22 protein-coding genes are annotated in these 13,191 nt (G+C 59.0%); 8 read left to right on the plus strand and 14 right to left on the minus strand.

What is annotated here, in order from left to right; all coding sequences use genetic code 11:
- The first annotated feature begins 32 nt into the window (after positions 1-32).
- Both rimO and ACR0IK_RS07500 read left to right on the plus strand, forming a co-directional pair.
- Positions 33-1,421 (plus strand): 30S ribosomal protein S12 methylthiotransferase RimO, encoded by a 1,389-nt coding sequence (gene rimO, locus ACR0IK_RS07495; RefSeq protein ID WP_480590176.1) that lies wholly within the window; start codon positions 33-35, stop codon positions 1,419-1,421.
- A gap of 104 nt (positions 1,422-1,525) precedes the next feature.
- Entirely contained in the window at positions 1,526-1,933 is a 408-nt protein-coding gene (locus tag ACR0IK_RS07500) for a hypothetical protein (protein ID WP_480641009.1), read from the plus strand.
- A 17-nt stretch (positions 1,934-1,950) separates the two neighbouring features.
- Here the strand turns inward: ACR0IK_RS07500 and ACR0IK_RS07505 are convergent, their stop codons facing one another.
- A complete protein-coding gene (locus tag ACR0IK_RS07505) occupies positions 1,951-2,307 on the minus strand; it encodes a diacylglycerol kinase (protein WP_480641010.1) in 357 nt (118 codons plus the stop codon).
- Between the two features lie 131 nt (positions 2,308-2,438).
- Positions 2,439-2,627: a hypothetical protein gene (locus tag ACR0IK_RS07510; protein WP_170325890.1), complete on the minus strand. Its 189-nt coding sequence runs from the start codon at positions 2,625-2,627 to the stop codon at positions 2,439-2,441.
- A 229-nt stretch (positions 2,628-2,856) separates the two neighbouring features.
- On the opposite strand from ACR0IK_RS07510, the gene ACR0IK_RS07515 reads away from it, so the two are divergent.
- The gene (locus tag ACR0IK_RS07515; protein ID WP_480590182.1) at positions 2,857-3,099 is read left to right on the plus strand and encodes a CDGSH iron-sulfur domain-containing protein; all 243 of its coding nucleotides are present in this window, start codon (positions 2,857-2,859) and stop codon (positions 3,097-3,099) included.
- Here the strand turns inward: ACR0IK_RS07515 and ACR0IK_RS07520 are convergent, their stop codons facing one another.
- The 5 genes from ACR0IK_RS07520 to ACR0IK_RS07540 form a co-directional block, all read right to left on the minus strand.
- Positions 3,100-3,360 carry a DUF6455 family protein gene (locus ACR0IK_RS07520; RefSeq protein WP_480590184.1) on the minus strand — a complete coding sequence of 87 codons (261 nt, stop codon included), beginning with the start codon at positions 3,358-3,360 and terminating at the stop codon, positions 3,100-3,102.
- Positions 3,357-3,629, minus strand: coding sequence for a DUF6455 family protein (locus ACR0IK_RS07525; RefSeq protein WP_480590186.1), 273 nt, complete (start codon positions 3,627-3,629; stop codon positions 3,357-3,359). Before ACR0IK_RS07525 ends, ACR0IK_RS07520 begins: the two co-directional genes overlap by 4 nt.
- Positions 3,630-3,644: 15 nt before the next feature.
- Positions 3,645-3,896 carry a DUF6455 family protein gene (locus ACR0IK_RS07530; protein WP_480641011.1) on the minus strand — a complete coding sequence of 84 codons (252 nt, stop codon included), beginning with the start codon at positions 3,894-3,896 and terminating at the stop codon, positions 3,645-3,647.
- Positions 3,897-3,964: 68 nt separating this feature from the next.
- The gene (locus ACR0IK_RS07535; protein WP_480590190.1) at positions 3,965-4,333 is read right to left on the minus strand and encodes a YigZ family protein; all 369 of its coding nucleotides are present in this window, start codon (positions 4,331-4,333) and stop codon (positions 3,965-3,967) included.
- Positions 4,330-5,037 (minus strand): M48 family metallopeptidase, encoded by a 708-nt coding sequence (locus ACR0IK_RS07540; RefSeq protein ID WP_480641012.1) that lies wholly within the window; start codon positions 5,035-5,037, stop codon positions 4,330-4,332. Before ACR0IK_RS07540 ends, ACR0IK_RS07535 begins: the two co-directional genes overlap by 4 nt.
- A gap of 123 nt (positions 5,038-5,160) precedes the next feature.
- Between ACR0IK_RS07540 and ACR0IK_RS07545 the strand changes: the two genes are divergently transcribed.
- On the plus strand, positions 5,161-5,409 hold the full coding sequence (locus tag ACR0IK_RS07545) for a hypothetical protein (RefSeq protein ID WP_480590536.1): 249 nt from the start codon (positions 5,161-5,163) through the stop codon (positions 5,407-5,409).
- Here the strand turns inward: ACR0IK_RS07545 and ACR0IK_RS07550 are convergent.
- Complete coding sequence (locus tag ACR0IK_RS07550) at positions 5,397-5,672, minus strand: DUF167 domain-containing protein (RefSeq protein ID WP_480590194.1); 276 nt, start codon at positions 5,670-5,672, stop codon at positions 5,397-5,399. The genes ACR0IK_RS07545 and ACR0IK_RS07550 overlap by 13 nt on opposite strands.
- Before the next feature lie 137 nt (positions 5,673-5,809).
- On the opposite strand from ACR0IK_RS07550, the gene ACR0IK_RS07555 reads away from it, so the two are divergent.
- Together ACR0IK_RS07555 and ACR0IK_RS07560 are read left to right on the plus strand one after the other, a co-directional pair.
- Complete coding sequence (locus ACR0IK_RS07555) at positions 5,810-6,388, plus strand: nitroreductase family protein (protein ID WP_480641013.1); 579 nt, start codon at positions 5,810-5,812, stop codon at positions 6,386-6,388.
- Entirely contained in the window at positions 6,385-7,083 is a 699-nt protein-coding gene (locus tag ACR0IK_RS07560; RefSeq protein WP_480641014.1) for an EI24 domain-containing protein, read from the plus strand. Before ACR0IK_RS07555 ends, ACR0IK_RS07560 begins: the two co-directional genes overlap by 4 nt.
- 3 nt (positions 7,084-7,086) lie before the next feature.
- Here ACR0IK_RS07560 and ACR0IK_RS07565 read toward each other — a convergent pair whose 3' ends face one another.
- Both ACR0IK_RS07565 and mce read right to left on the minus strand, forming a co-directional pair.
- Positions 7,087-7,362: a DUF1467 family protein gene (locus ACR0IK_RS07565; protein ID WP_480641015.1), complete on the minus strand. Its 276-nt coding sequence runs from the start codon at positions 7,360-7,362 to the stop codon at positions 7,087-7,089.
- Between the two features lie 16 nt (positions 7,363-7,378).
- Complete coding sequence (gene mce, locus ACR0IK_RS07570; protein WP_170452613.1) at positions 7,379-7,783, minus strand: methylmalonyl-CoA epimerase; 405 nt, start codon at positions 7,781-7,783, stop codon at positions 7,379-7,381.
- A 134-nt stretch (positions 7,784-7,917) separates the two neighbouring features.
- On the opposite strand from mce, the gene ACR0IK_RS07575 reads away from it, so the two are divergent.
- On the plus strand, positions 7,918-8,634 hold the full coding sequence (locus ACR0IK_RS07575) for a response regulator (protein ID WP_480641016.1): 717 nt from the start codon (positions 7,918-7,920) through the stop codon (positions 8,632-8,634).
- A gap of 1 nt (position 8,635) precedes the next feature.
- The gene (locus ACR0IK_RS07580; RefSeq protein WP_480590202.1) at positions 8,636-8,794 is read left to right on the plus strand and encodes a hypothetical protein; all 159 of its coding nucleotides are present in this window, start codon (positions 8,636-8,638) and stop codon (positions 8,792-8,794) included.
- Between the two features lie 30 nt (positions 8,795-8,824).
- Here the strand turns inward: ACR0IK_RS07580 and aspS are convergent, their stop codons facing one another.
- The 4 genes from aspS to ACR0IK_RS07600 form a co-directional block, all read right to left on the minus strand.
- On the minus strand, positions 8,825-10,600 hold the full coding sequence (gene aspS / locus ACR0IK_RS07585) for an aspartate--tRNA ligase (RefSeq protein ID WP_480641017.1): 1,776 nt from the start codon (positions 10,598-10,600) through the stop codon (positions 8,825-8,827).
- A 79-nt stretch (positions 10,601-10,679) separates the two neighbouring features.
- Positions 10,680-11,351 carry a CPBP family intramembrane glutamic endopeptidase gene (locus ACR0IK_RS07590; RefSeq protein ID WP_480641018.1) on the minus strand — a complete coding sequence of 224 codons (672 nt, stop codon included), beginning with the start codon at positions 11,349-11,351 and terminating at the stop codon, positions 10,680-10,682.
- Positions 11,348-11,995 (minus strand): aminotransferase class IV family protein, encoded by a 648-nt coding sequence (locus tag ACR0IK_RS07595; protein WP_480641019.1) that lies wholly within the window; start codon positions 11,993-11,995, stop codon positions 11,348-11,350. Before ACR0IK_RS07595 ends, ACR0IK_RS07590 begins: the two co-directional genes overlap by 4 nt.
- Complete coding sequence (locus ACR0IK_RS07600; protein WP_480641020.1) at positions 11,950-13,077, minus strand: aminodeoxychorismate synthase component I; 1,128 nt, start codon at positions 13,075-13,077, stop codon at positions 11,950-11,952. Before ACR0IK_RS07600 ends, ACR0IK_RS07595 begins: the two co-directional genes overlap by 46 nt.
- Between the last annotated feature and the right edge of the window lie 114 nt (positions 13,078-13,191).

The raw sequence follows: 13,191 nt of genomic DNA on the forward strand, positions 1-13,191 counted from the left end.
AAGGGGAAGCTTTCCCCACTATATGCCGCGCCATGAGCTCGAACCCTCCAAACCTCCGCCCCGACCTGGCACCTACTGCCCGGATCACCGACACGCCGCGCCTGAACCAGCCGACCATTGGTATGGTGTCACTGGGTTGCCCCAAGGCGCTGGTCGATAGCGAGCGGATTCTGACCCGCCTGCGGGCAGAAGGATACGGTATTTCGCCGGATTACTCCGGGGCTGATGCCGTGATTGTGAACACTTGCGGGTTCCTCGACAGCGCAAAGGCTGAATCTCTGGATGCTATTGGTGAAGCTTTAGTGGAAAACGGCAAGGTCATCGTGACCGGATGTCTGGGGGCCGAGCCGGATTACATCCGCGAACATCATCCCCGTATCATGGCCGTGACGGGGCCACATCAGTACGAACAGGTACTGGATGCTGTACACATCGCTGTTCCACCCGACCCAGACCCCTTCGTGGACCTGCTGCCCGCCGCCAGCGTGCAACTGACCCCGCGCCATTACAGCTACCTAAAAATCTCCGAGGGCTGTAACCACAAGTGCAAGTTCTGCATCATCCCGGACATGCGCGGCAAACTGGTCAGCCGTCCGGCTCATGCGGTGCTGCGCGAGGCTGAAAAGCTGGTCGACAATGGCGTGCGTGAATTGCTGGTGATCTCGCAGGACACCTCGGCCTATGGGCTCGACCGCAAATACGATGTGAACCCGTGGAAAGACCGTGAGGTGCGCAGCCACATCACGGATCTCGCGCGTGAGCTTGGGCAACTCGATGCCTGGGTCCGGTTGCATTACGTCTACCCCTACCCGCATGTACGCGAGTTGATTCCGCTGATGGCGGATGCGGGCAGCAACATCCTGCCCTATTTGGATATTCCCTTTCAGCACGCCCACCCGGACGTGCTAAAGCGCATGGCCCGCCCTGCTGCGGCCGCCAGGACGCTGGACGAAATCGCCGCGTGGCGCGCGACCTGCCCCGACATCACCTTGCGGTCGACCTTCATCGTTGGCTATCCCGGCGAGACCGAAGCCGAGTTCCAGACCCTTCTGGACTGGATGGACGAGGCGCAACTGGATCGTGTGGGGTGCTTCCAATACGAAAACGTGGATGGTGCGCGGTCGAACGACTTGCCTGATCACGTTCCGACCGAGGTCAAGCAGGATCGTTGGGAAAGGTTCATGGAAAAGGCGCAAGCAATCTCTGAGGCCAAGCTGGCCGCAAAGGTTGGCCGGACGATCAATGTAATCGTGGACGAGGTCGATGACGAGTCCGCCACCTGCCGGACCAAGTCGGACGCGCCCGAAATTGATGGCAATCTGTTCATCGACGAAGGCTTTGAAACCCTCAAACCCGGCGATATCGTCTCGGTCGAGGTCGATGAGTCCGGCGAATACGACCTGTGGGGCAAACTGGTCTGATCCATTCACCCTGTCTGTACAAAGCGTGAGCCAAGTTTATTGGCGTTTACAACGCGATTCGTGGATGATGAAAGGACATTCCGCCTTGTGTGAAGGAGGGTTCGATGTCCTGTCCGCGCCCCTTCGGCCTGAAATGCATAGCAGCGATCCTTGCCGCCCAGCTTTGTCCTGTGCCCGCCATTGCCGATAGCGTCAGCTCGGGCGGGTTCATTATCATCGGCTCCAAACAGCTGAGCCTTCATCTTCGCAGCAAGCACCACGTGCATAGATTCTATGGCGCGCCCAAGGCTTACCATTCCAAGGCCAGGGTTCATCAACCTAAGGCCAAGATTTATCATCACAAGGCGAAACCCAAGGTCTACTACCAAAAGACCAAGCCCAAAGCGTATTACCTGAAACCGACGAAACGACACCACCGCTCGGCGCGAGGGTTCCCAAAGAGACACACCTCGCCTTACCACATTCCACAAAACTATGGCATTCAGCGGCAGGGTTACCGCTTTGGCTGGTAGGAAAGCTGCGGCTTGCCTCAGAAAAGGCTGACCAACCCGACTATCCAGGCCACCCCTGTGGCAACAGCCGTCAAGGCAACTGCTGCGCTGGCTGCGTCCTTTGCCTGACCGGCCAGTTCGCTGTGATCGGTTGAGGTGTGGTCAACGGCACGCTCAATCGCGGTGTTGAGCAATTCGGTCACCAGAACAAGCAGCCCCAAAGCCAGTATCAATGCGCGTAATCCATCGGCAAACGGCAACCACAGCGCCAATGCTGCGGACACAAGGTTCGCCCAGACCCACGACCGGAACGAGTATTCTGCATGCCATGTGGCGACGACGCCCTGCCAGCTCCAACGGGTGCGGTCCTTGAGACGGGTAATAAATGTTCTCATCTGCCCTCGACTTTTTATGGCTGAAACAGAAACCGGAATAGTGCGCGGCAGACAAGAAAAAACCGCCCAACGGCGGCCATGTCGCTGATGTTTGTGCGGGCGGCTTTGGCAATAAGCCGCCCGCGAAGTTCTTATTGAGCGACCGGGTTACAGACGGTCTGACCAGCTTCAGTCGTGGCCAACTCGGTCCCTGCCGGGCAGCTCGGCGTGCCGTATTTGTCATACTCAGGCGTGATGTATACCGGTGCCGGCTCTTCCTGCTGAGAGCAAGCAGCCAAAACAAGGGCAAATGCACCTACGGCAGCAAATTTTAGTTTCATGTCCGTCGTTCCTCTATTAATTTCCTGATATTGCCCAAGAATTCGGGGCCGGGCATAGAATAGGGCCTTGATGGTATTATTGCAACGAATTCAATCACAGGTTTGTGAGTAAAGGCGGAACCACGCTGGTAACCCCCTCAGAAACAGCGGATTAATGAGCAAAAGCTACCGTTTTCTACGCATCGGTCTACACTCTTGGGATTACATCAGCCAAAGACGGAGTAGCCCCATGTCAGACAGCCCCATCATCGCGCAAAAAGGCCCCTTCCCGGTCGAGGTAACCGAAGGAAAAAGCTATTTCTGGTGCGCGTGCGGCCAATCCAAACGGCAACCGTTTTGCGACGGATCGCACAAGGGGACCGGCTTCGAACCGGTCAAGTACACCGCAGACAGCAGCAAAAAGGTCTTTTTCTGTGGGTGCAAACACAGCGCAAATCCACCGCTGTGCGACGGGACTCACTCCAAGGTCTGATCAGGACTTCAGCGCGTTCAACAGATCGGCATTGGCGCAGAAATCCGGGGCCGCGTGGGCCTCGGATTGTTGTTCAGACAACCAGATTGCGCATGGGCCACTGCAGTTCGATGCCCGGCAGCGTGTCACCAATTCAGCGTATCGGTCCGGTGACAACCGACCTTCGGCCATTGCTTCGGTCAGCGAGATATTCATACACCTCGCCACAGACCGGCTGAGCCAAAAGTGTTTCTCAACATCTCCCAGAGCAACCCGTTTCATGCGTTTTCCTGCACTAGTCTTGCTTTGAGCGCCGAAAACCGTTGTCGGTTCTTACAGGTTTGCGGAGCGCCAGCAACGGTTTCATGTTGATCCAGCCAGTCGGGGCACCGGTTGGCCCAACTGCAGCCCCTACAATATTGAATCATCTCCGCCCAGTCCTGCTGGGTCAGGTGCCCTTTCTGGTGCGCCTCGACCATATCCGTTCCGGTCAACCGTCCCATATGCAGGACAAGACGCAGATGGGTCATGATCTCTCCGAGATGCGGCATCGAGTTCTCCGGTAGTTAGGTGGCAAGTTTACCGAGCAGTTCCTGGTTACGACAGTACTCCGGCGTTCGGGTCACCAAGGCGGGCTGGTTCAGAAAACGTAGGCAATGACCGGGGTTCGGGCAGTCCGTGCAATTCAGTACAGCGTCGGACAACTGGTCGATCGACACGTCGCCACCGATAGCCGCCTCTTGCAAATCCACCCCCAGTTTGGAGGCCATCCGGTCCACCAGACCGGCATGGAGTTTTAGAACTTCTCGGTTGGGCATCGAAGATCCTTTCTGTCACGCGTCCAGAACAGGATAGCTCAACGCCCCAAACGGGCCTTTGACTCAGGTCAAGACCCCATTCCGATGTGATCCAGATAGGCCCGGGTGGCATCCTGCACGCGGCGGAAACGGTCCCCACCGAGCTTCTTTCCGCCATACCAGCGGGTGACGATCACCACGTGATCATCCATCCCTGCACGTTCCAACATACGCAGGATCACCATGCCCGCGCCGCTTTCGCCGTCATCCGCCTTGAGCGCACCCGTAGGCAAAACAGCCGCCCAGGTGTTGTGCGTGGCCTTGGCATAGGCCTTGTCCGACTTGAGGTCCTGCAACGCCGCGTCAACATCCGCACGCGTTCTGACGCGTGCACCCGTCACTGCATATTTGGATCCCCGGTCCGTCAAGATCACGCCCAGTCGTGTCAAAGACGTCATTGTGTCAGACCCAACTGTCTTGCTGTATCCTGAACGATCTGAACCCGCGCTGCATTTGGGGGATGTGTGCCCAGAAACCTATCCCCCGGATCAGGAAGGCGGTCGAAATACTTTGCGCCGATCAAGGGATTGTACCCGGCGTTGTGGGTGATGATCGTTCCCAGTTGATCCGCCTCCAGTTCAAATGCTTTTACGTTCACCTGCACGCCGACCTCGGCCCCCAGCTTCTGCGAACGTTCGAGGTCTTCGCCATCCTCGCCATGCAGCTTGCCCAGATCGTTGAAGATCGCAGCACTTTCCTGCGCGTTTTGCGATTGCCGGTCGATATGTCCCAACACGTGATGCGCCGCCTCGTGCCCCATCACAAAGGCCAACTCGTCAGCATTTTCTGCGGATTGGATCATCGCGCGGGTAAAGATAATCACCGGCTGATCCTTGTCGTCCCGCGTCTGAAACGCGTTTGCCGGAGCGCGCGGGTTCAAATCGACCAGAATCGTGAAATCACAGTTGCTGACCCGGGCCTGACGCAGGCACTCGGCACGGGCTTCTTTGCCAACTGCGCGGCTGATCTGCTGAAAAGTTGCCGCGTCGACCTGAAATTCACCCGAATCCTGCGACCATTCCGCCGCCGGTTGCACACGCAGGACACCGGCGCTGCAGGCCGCCAGCACCAGAGGAAACAGTAAATAGGTCAGACGGCGCATTCATATTCCTTTGAAACGGCGATCCCGTTTATCAAAACCATAGCGCGGCCCGCGCGGGACTGCCACCGCGCTAATGTAGCAGAACGGGTTGCATTGCCGCCCAACGCCCTGCACTTTGGCTTCATGTTTTCGATTGAGCATGAATTCGACTCGACAGTCATTACTCTGGTGGACGAAGGCCCCAAGCCTTTGCAAGAGGATGTCGTCATCAACAGCTTCGCCGAATGTGTGACGCTTGAGCAATTGGACCCTCGTACGGACCAGATTCAGAAGATAACTCTGTCGCCCGAACAAGTGCGCGACCTGGCTGCCGCGCTGGACCTGCCCGAGGGCGTGTATCAGATCCACGAAAGACCGGATCAGGACGCATAGACAAACAACTTGTCCCGCGCGGTCTGCCCCTTTTTCAGGGTCAAATCGGTCGGGGCAACTCCCATGGCAACGGCCAGTATCTGACGCACGGCGTCATTCGCTTTGCCGTTTTCGGGTGTAGCGGTCACGGTGATGCGGATGACGCCCTTGTCCAATGCAATGCTGTCCTTTGCCGCTTTGGGCGTCACCCGGACCGGAATTGCCGCGCCGGCAGTGGCATGGGCGGTTAAATCCGGCACATCGCGCAGTTTAGGTTTTGCCATCTTTTTCCTCTTGCTCGCAAACACTCTTGCACGGCGGACCGGGGAATGGAATTGATCCCGCATCTCCAGCTGTTTGCACTTGAAACGCGCCAGACGCTTAACCAGATACAGATTGCCCATGTAAAGGAAGTTAACATATGTCCTTGAAAAACCCGGCCGCCCTGGAATTTCTACAATCGCGCCGGTCGCGCCCTGCGAAGACACTGGTCGCTCCTGCACCAACACGCGAAGAGCTGTTGCCCCTTTTGACGGCCGCCGCACGCAGCCCGGATCACGGCAAGTTGGAGCCGTGGCGTTTTATCGTTCTCGAGAAGGGCGCAATGGACCGTCTGTCGGCGCTGACGCAGGACTGTGGCACGCGGCTGGACAAAGCCCCCGAGGATATCGCAAAAGCCCGCAGCCAGTTCGACATGGGCCATCTGGCCGTGGCGGTGATTGAGGTACAGAAGCCATCGGAAAAAGTCCCGGTGATCGAACAGACCTACTCCGCTGGTGCTGTATGCCTGGCGCTTCTGAACGCAGCGCTGGCGGCCGGTTGGGGCGCAAACTGGTTGTCCGGCTGGCAGGTCCATGACGCCGAGTTCTGCCGGCAGGCCTTCGGGCTGCAAAACAACGAACGTGTCGCCGGCCTGATCCATATCGCCACCGAAGGCAAAGCCCCACCGGAACGTCCACGCCCCGATGTGACAGCACTGACCGAGTGGGTCTCGGAATGATGATCTTCAACGCGTTCTTCGCAGCGCTTGGCCAGATCGGAGACCCCAGGTTCCGCGCCGTCCTGTTGCGCGGTGTTGGTCTGACGATTGTGCTGTTGATCGCAGCCTGTGCCGGTGCAATCTGGCTGATAAACTGGCTGTCCGGGGATGAGATTTCGCTGCCCTGGATCGGTGCCGTACCCTGGCTGAACGACGTGTTGAACTATTCCGGCATCTTTTTGGTGCTGATCCTGCCGGTGTTCCTGATGATGCCCGTTGCCTCGGCCATCATCTCGATGTTTCTGGAAGAGGTCGCACAGGCGGTCGAGGATAAGCATTATCCCACCCTGCCCGCAGTGCCCGGTATCCCGCTCAGCGAAGGGATGCGCGACGCAGCGGAGTTCATGAGCGTGCTGATTGTCGCCAATCTACTGGCGCTGATCCTCTACGCCATTTTCACGCCGCTGGCCCCGTTCATTTTCTGGGCAATGAATGGGTTCCTGCTGGGCCGGGAATACTTCACGCTGGCCGCCATGCGGCGCATCGGGCGGGACGGCGCGCGCAAACTACGCGCCAAGCACACGCCCACAATCTGGCTGGCTGGCACCCTGATGGCTATTCCACTGTCGGTGCCGCTAGTGAATCTGGTGATCCCGATCCTCGGGGCAGCCACCTTCACCCATATCTATCACAAGCTGTCTGGTCCTGCGTCCTGATGCTTACTCGCGCGGCTCAAGCTGGTTCAGCCAGTCAAAGTCGCGCACCGAAATCGCTCCCGAGATTATGATCCCGGCAATGATCGCCCAGAGCACCACCGAAATCCCGGTGGTGATCCAGAGCTTTTTCTTCATGTGATGCACTTCCGGCGCACCTGAATGGGTGCCCGGAACGATGTCCCCCAGATCACCCTGCGTCTTGATGCGGATCGGCAGCACAATCAACAGCGTCATGAACCAGATGACGGCAAAAAGGACCAGTGCAGCGGTGATCGTCATGACAGCCTCGCTTGGGTCAGACCTGTTCCAGTTCGACCAGGCAGCCGTTGAAATCCTTGGGGTGCAGGAATAGCACCGGCTTGCCATGCGCGCCGATCTTGGGCTCTCCGGACCCCAGAACGCGGGCACCGGATTCCTTCAGATGGTCGCGGGCGGCGATGATGTCCTCGACCTCATAGCAGACATGGTGAATGCCGCCCGCCGGGTTCTTTTCCAGAAAGCCGTTGATCGGACTGTCGTCGCCCAGTGGATACAGCAGTTCGATCTTTGTGTTGGGCAGTTCGATGAACACGACAGTCACGCCATGATCTGGTTCGTCCTGTGGTGCCCCAACCTTGGCGCCCAGCGCGCTGCGGTACTGCTCGGATGCGGCCTCAAGGTCAGGCACGGCAATGGCGACATGGTTCAGACGACCAATCATGGAACTCTCCTCCGTTCTGCGTTGCAGCGGTTATGGGGGCTGTTCGACCAAAGAACAAGTGCGCCAATTTGCCGTTAACGTCGTGTTAGCCAGAACTTCCTAGCGTGGGTCATCTGCTGATTAGGAGTTCTGCCATGGACGATTCGAGCCCCTTTGCCACTCCCGCGCAGCCGACGGCCACGCGGCCTCTGCTGGGTCAAACCATTCTGGTTGTCGAAGACAGCCGATATGCCTGTGACGCGATCCGGCTTATGTGCCTGCACAGCGGTGCCCGCATCCGGCGCGCGGATTGCCTGACCTCGGCACGGCGGCATCTGCAGATATACCGCCCTTCGGTCATACTGGTTGATATCGGCCTGCCGGATGGCTCCGGCGCGGAACTGATCGCTGAACTGACCGAGGCCAGCCCACGGATCGGCGCCATTCTGGGGATGTCCGGCGATGATGATGCGCAGGACTTCGCGTTGCAGGCCGGGGCAGACGGTTTCTTGCACAAACCTCTGAAATCACTGTCTCACTTCCAGAAGTTCATCCTGGAAAGCCTGCCCGAGGATCGCCGCCCCAACAGCCTGCACGCAGTCCGGGATGAGGTCATTCGCCCAGACCCGATGGCTTATCAGGACGACATGGCCCATATCGCGGATGTGCTGGCAGGGCCGAACGATCACCGCACATTGGACTATGCGGCGCAATTCCTGCGTGGTGTTGCCCGCGATGCCGAAGACACCATTCTGGCCGATGCGGCGCAAAAGCTGGCGGAATCGCGTGCAGGCGGTACGCCCGTTACCGCTCTGGCCGCGCAGGTTGCCGGCATCGTTCAGGCGCGGCTGGAACAGCGCGAGGCGATCTGAGATGGCGACAGCTTACTTTCTGACCGCCGCGATCCTGAGCATCTGGGCCTATTACCAGACCAGAACAACAGCTCGGAGTATTCGTGTGGCACGCGGCACACGCCCCTGCCCATTGTGCTCGGCGGCGCACTCAGGCACGGCACCCGCAACCAAAGAATAACCCGCCGCAGAGTCTGCGACGGGCCTTTGATCAATCCTGCGGGATGATGCGCAATCCCAGTTCCATCAACTGATCCGAGGTTGGATCGGATGGCGCGTCCATCATCAGGTCTTCGGCGCGCTGGTTCATCGGGAACATCATGACCTCGCGGATGTTGGCCTCATCCGCCAGCAACATCACGATCCGGTCGATCCCGGCGGCACAGCCACCGTGTGGTGGGGCGCCATAGTGGAAAGCGCTGAACAGGGCACCAAAGCGGGATTTCACTTCATCCTCGCCATAGCCAGCCAGTTCAAAGGCTTTCAGCATGATCTCGGGCTTGTGGTTCCGGATCGCGCCCGACACCAGCTCATAGCCGTTGCAGGCCAGGTCATATTGATAGCCACGCACGTCCAGCGGGTTACCGTTCAGGGCTTCCAAACCTCCCTGCGGCATCGAGAACGGGTTGTGTTCAAAGTCGATCGCGCCAGATTCTTCGTCCTGCTCATAGATCGGGAAATCTACGATCCAGGCAAAGGCGAACCGGTCTTTCTCGGTCAGTTTCAGTTCATCGCCGATCACATCACGGGCCTTGCCTGCGACCTTTTCAAAGGCTTTCGGCTTGCCACCCAGGAAGAACGCGGCATCTCCGACGCCCAGACCCAGTTGCTGGCGGATCGCTTCGGTGCGTTCGGGGCCGATGTTCTTGGCCAGCGGTCCCGCAGCCTCCATACCCTCACCCTGATCGCGCCAGAAGATGTAGCCCATACCGGGCAGACCCTCTTTCTGGGCGAACGCATTCATGCGGTCGCAGAACTTGCGGCTGCCGCCGGTCGGCGCGGGGATGGCGCGGATTTCGGTGCCTTCCTGCTCCAACAGCTTCGCGAAAATCGCGAAGCCAGACCCGCGGAAGTGGTCGGAGACCACTTGCATTTTAATAGGATTGCGCAGGTCAGGCTTGTCGGTCCCGTACCACAGAGCCGAGTCCTTGTAAGAAATCTGCGGCCAGTCTTGATCAACCTTGCGGCCACCGCCAAACTCTTCGAACACCCCGGTCAGAACGGGCTGGATGGTGTCGAACACGTCCTGCTGCTCGACGAACGACATCTCGAGGTCAAGCTGATAGAAATCGGTGGGCGAACGGTCGGCGCGCGGGTCTTCATCGCGGAAACACGGTGCGATCTGGAAATACTTGTCGAAGCCCGACACCATGATCAGCTGCTTGAACAGCTGCGGCGCCTGCGGCAGCGCATAGAACTTGCCCGGATGCAGACGCGAGGGCACCAGGAAGTCACGCGCACCCTCGGGCGACGAGGCGGTGATGATCGGCGTCTGATACTCACGGAATCCCTGATCCCACATACGGCGGCGCATCGAAGCCACGACGTCCGAACGCAGGGTCATATTCTGCTGCATCGCCTCACGGCGCAGATCCAGATAGCGATAGCGCAGGCGGGTTTCCTCAGGGTACTCCTGATCGCCAAACACCATCAATGGCAGTTCGTCGGCGGCACCCAGAACTTCCAGTTCGCGCACGTAAACTTCGATCTCACCGGTGGGCAGTTTCGGGTTCACCAACTCGGGAGCGCGTGCCTTTACGGTGCCGTCGATCCGGATACACCACTCTGAACGCACCTTCTCCAACTCGGCAAAGGCCGCGCTGTCGCCATCGCACAGAACCTGCGTCACGCCGAAATGGTCGCGCAGGTCAATGAACAGCACGCCGCCGTGATCTCGGACACGATGCACCCAACCGGACAGGCGGACGGTTTCACCAACATTGGCGGCGGTCAGAGCGGCGCAGGTGTGGCTGCGATAGGCGTGCATGGATCATATCCCTTCGGGCGCAGAATTCGTCGCGCCGATACACCCCGTCAGGCTTGGAAAGTCAAGGCGGGTAAGCCGCTCAAAACGGCCTTTGCACGTTGCCCGAGTAGAAATAGATGCCCAGACCCGCAGCGAAGATGATATTCCCCGCTATCGCATGCAGAAGGACCGCATAGAAAAACGATCCACGCTGGCGATAGGCCCAGGTGAACAGCAGCCCTCCGGCAAATGTCATGCCGGCGACGATCCAGCTCCAATACATCAGATGCGCCAACGAAAACAGCGCCGCATTCAGCAGGTATGCTGCCCGCCCATTCGGCAGGATCACATGATAGCGGCGGAAAAACAGCGAGCGGAACAGCAACTCCTGCGGCAAGGCCGACAGCAGCGGATAGCCTAGCCAGATGAGCAGCAGAAATTCGGGCCGGTTGCGCAGCAGGAAGAACGCAGCCTCGGGCCGGGTGGCCATCACAAGCGCGGCGCAGAATAAGATCATCGCAACTGCAAACAGCGCGACTTCGGCCCAGGACCAGTTGCGCCAATTATATCGTAGCTCGGCCCAGGAAAAGCCCGGTGTGCAGTGTAGTAGAACAATCCCAATGGCCGTGAAGGCGAACAGCGACGGGAACATCCAGTTCGGAGGGAAAAACACAGCGATCAGTACCGGCACGGCAATGAAGAACAGCCCGAATTCCAATCGCAACCACGAGAGCGGCGCGGCGCTGTCTGCCCAATCGGTTGATTTGCTCATTGTACTGCGAACTCCGCCCGGATCAGACCACGCAACGAATTTCCCATATGGATTTTCGATGCGTTTTTCAGATCGGTCAAGGTCAGGGTTGCTTCAGTAACCTGTTTATTTTCCAGCAATTCTTCGCGCAGGATGCCCGGCAGGACGCCGCTGGACAATGCAGGGGTCAGGCAGCGACCGTCCGGCATGTGCAGAAACAGATTAGTGATGGTGCCTTCGCACAATTCATCACGTTCGTTGAGGAAAACGACCTCGTCAATCCCCTTTGGCAAGGACGCGCGGGCGCTGTCATAAAGCGCGCGTTGGGTCGTTTTGTGCCGCAGCCAGATATCATCTGCGGTCAGGCGCGCCTGAGCAATCGCCACACGCCAGACCGGAGGGTTGTCTGCCAGCGCCCCGGTTGTCACATCAATCTCACCCTCTGCGCACAGCGTCATACGACAGCGCAGCGGCGATGCGCCCGAAACCGCATCCAGTTTGTCGGCGGCCAACCCGTCGTCGAACGGAAACCCAAAGGCTCTGGCCGAGAGCGCCATACGAGCCAGATGCCGATCCTTTCGCACAAATCCCTGCCCCGGCCGAAAGGCTAGCGTTTCAATCAGGCGGAATTCAGGGTCAACTGGTGGGCAAAGCGGGCTTTCCATAACGCTTCCTCATATTCGGACGGGGCCGTGCTGTCCCAGACCACGCCACCCCCCACGTTCAGGGTCGCCGTGCCATTCTCAACCATCAGGGTTCGGATTGCCACGTTGAATTCGGCACGCCCGTCGGGCGCGGCCCAGCCAATGGCGCCACAGTAAATGTCGCGTGGCCAGGGTTCGAGATCGGAAAGGATCTCCATCGCGCGGATTTTCGGCGCGCCAGTAATCGACCCACAGGGAAACAGCGCCATCAGGATATCTGACAGCTCGGCCCCCAGATGCAGCTGTGCCTGCACCAGAGAGATCATCTGGTGCACGGTGGCATAGGTTTCGACCTTGAACAGCTCGGGCACCTTGACCGAACCAGGCAGCGCGACGCGGCTGATGTCATTGCGCAGCAGGTCGACGATCATCAGGTTTTCGGCCCGGTTCTTTTCATCAATCGAAAGGAAGGCTCGCCGCCGCGCGTCCTCGGCCATATCCTCGCTGCGGGGTTGGGTGCCCTTCATCGGACGGGTTTCGATCATCCGGTCCGCCTCGATGCGAAAGAACAACTCGGGCGAGCGGCTGAGAAGATCAGGCAGACCGTCCTGCAGAACCAGCGCACCGTGACCTACCGGCTGCCCGCTCGCCAAAGCAGCGTAAATCGCGGCGCTGTCACCCTCGACGGTCAGGTCGATGGGAAAGGTTAGGTTGGCCTGATAGATATCCCCGGCCCCGATGGCATCGTGAACCAGCTGAAAGGCTCTGGTATAACGGGCCTCGTCCCAGCGCGGTTCAAAACCAGTGACGCCGCCCGAAGCCGCAGGCAGCTCACGTTGGGCAGGTGCATCATAGACGCCAAAGCACAACAAAGGCAGGCGGCGATCCTGAGGCAGACGGTCGGTCAAACGGGGCTCCAGCGCATAGCCCAACTCATAGCTGGCATAGCCCGCAAGCCATGCCCCTTCGGCACGCGCCTCATCCAGCGCCGCCAGCGCGTGGGGCACATCCTCCGCCTTGTCCGCGCGGATCACCTTGGCAGGCCGGTCGAAATCGGTTCCAGGCCCGGCCGGCCCCTGATCAAAACGAATACGCAATTGCATCCTCATTTGCCGTGTTGCGCGGTATAGAGGATAGGGCGGCAAGGGAAAGAGGGGAAAGCGGCAATTTCACACCCAATTCCGATACCCCTTGAACCTTTTCGCGCGGTCCCTATA

Source organism: Ruegeria sp. BF7, from assembly GCF_056538605.1.

Excerpts from the sequence above, each read along its gene's own strand:
- rimO (WP_480590176.1), top strand. The coding sequence starts at position 33 with ATGAGCTCGAACCCTCCAAACCTCCGCCCCGACCTGGCACCTACTGCC.
- ACR0IK_RS07500 (WP_480641009.1), top strand. The coding sequence starts at position 1,526 with ATGTCCTGTCCGCGCCCCTTCGGCCTGAAATGCATAGCAGCGATCCTT.
- ACR0IK_RS07505 (WP_480641010.1), bottom strand. The coding sequence starts at position 2,307 with ATGAGAACATTTATTACCCGTCTCAAGGACCGCACCCGTTGGAGCTGG.
- ACR0IK_RS07510 (WP_170325890.1), bottom strand. The coding sequence starts at position 2,627 with ATGAAACTAAAATTTGCTGCCGTAGGTGCATTTGCCCTTGTTTTGGCT.
- ACR0IK_RS07515 (WP_480590182.1), top strand. The coding sequence starts at position 2,857 with ATGTCAGACAGCCCCATCATCGCGCAAAAAGGCCCCTTCCCGGTCGAG.
- ACR0IK_RS07520 (WP_480590184.1), bottom strand. The coding sequence starts at position 3,360 with ATGAAACGGGTTGCTCTGGGAGATGTTGAGAAACACTTTTGGCTCAGC.
- ACR0IK_RS07525 (WP_480590186.1), bottom strand. The coding sequence starts at position 3,629 with ATGCCGCATCTCGGAGAGATCATGACCCATCTGCGTCTTGTCCTGCAT.
- ACR0IK_RS07530 (WP_480641011.1), bottom strand. The coding sequence starts at position 3,896 with ATGCCCAACCGAGAAGTTCTAAAACTCCATGCCGGTCTGGTGGACCGG.
- ACR0IK_RS07535 (WP_480590190.1), bottom strand. The coding sequence starts at position 4,333 with ATGACGTCTTTGACACGACTGGGCGTGATCTTGACGGACCGGGGATCC.
- ACR0IK_RS07540 (WP_480641012.1), bottom strand. The coding sequence starts at position 5,037 with ATGCGCCGTCTGACCTATTTACTGTTTCCTCTGGTGCTGGCGGCCTGC.
- ACR0IK_RS07545 (WP_480590536.1), top strand. The coding sequence starts at position 5,161 with ATGTTTTCGATTGAGCATGAATTCGACTCGACAGTCATTACTCTGGTG.
- ACR0IK_RS07550 (WP_480590194.1), bottom strand. The coding sequence starts at position 5,672 with ATGGCAAAACCTAAACTGCGCGATGTGCCGGATTTAACCGCCCATGCC.
- ACR0IK_RS07555 (WP_480641013.1), top strand. The coding sequence starts at position 5,810 with ATGTCCTTGAAAAACCCGGCCGCCCTGGAATTTCTACAATCGCGCCGG.
- ACR0IK_RS07560 (WP_480641014.1), top strand. The coding sequence starts at position 6,385 with ATGATGATCTTCAACGCGTTCTTCGCAGCGCTTGGCCAGATCGGAGAC.
- ACR0IK_RS07565 (WP_480641015.1), bottom strand. The coding sequence starts at position 7,362 with ATGACGATCACCGCTGCACTGGTCCTTTTTGCCGTCATCTGGTTCATG.
- mce (WP_170452613.1), bottom strand. The coding sequence starts at position 7,783 with ATGATTGGTCGTCTGAACCATGTCGCCATTGCCGTGCCTGACCTTGAG.
- ACR0IK_RS07575 (WP_480641016.1), top strand. The coding sequence starts at position 7,918 with ATGGACGATTCGAGCCCCTTTGCCACTCCCGCGCAGCCGACGGCCACG.
- ACR0IK_RS07580 (WP_480590202.1), top strand. The coding sequence starts at position 8,636 with ATGGCGACAGCTTACTTTCTGACCGCCGCGATCCTGAGCATCTGGGCC.
- aspS (WP_480641017.1), bottom strand. The coding sequence starts at position 10,600 with ATGCACGCCTATCGCAGCCACACCTGCGCCGCTCTGACCGCCGCCAAT.
- ACR0IK_RS07590 (WP_480641018.1), bottom strand. The coding sequence starts at position 11,351 with ATGAGCAAATCAACCGATTGGGCAGACAGCGCCGCGCCGCTCTCGTGG.
- ACR0IK_RS07595 (WP_480641019.1), bottom strand. The coding sequence starts at position 11,995 with ATGGAAAGCCCGCTTTGCCCACCAGTTGACCCTGAATTCCGCCTGATT.
- ACR0IK_RS07600 (WP_480641020.1), bottom strand. The coding sequence starts at position 13,077 with ATGCAATTGCGTATTCGTTTTGATCAGGGGCCGGCCGGGCCTGGAACC.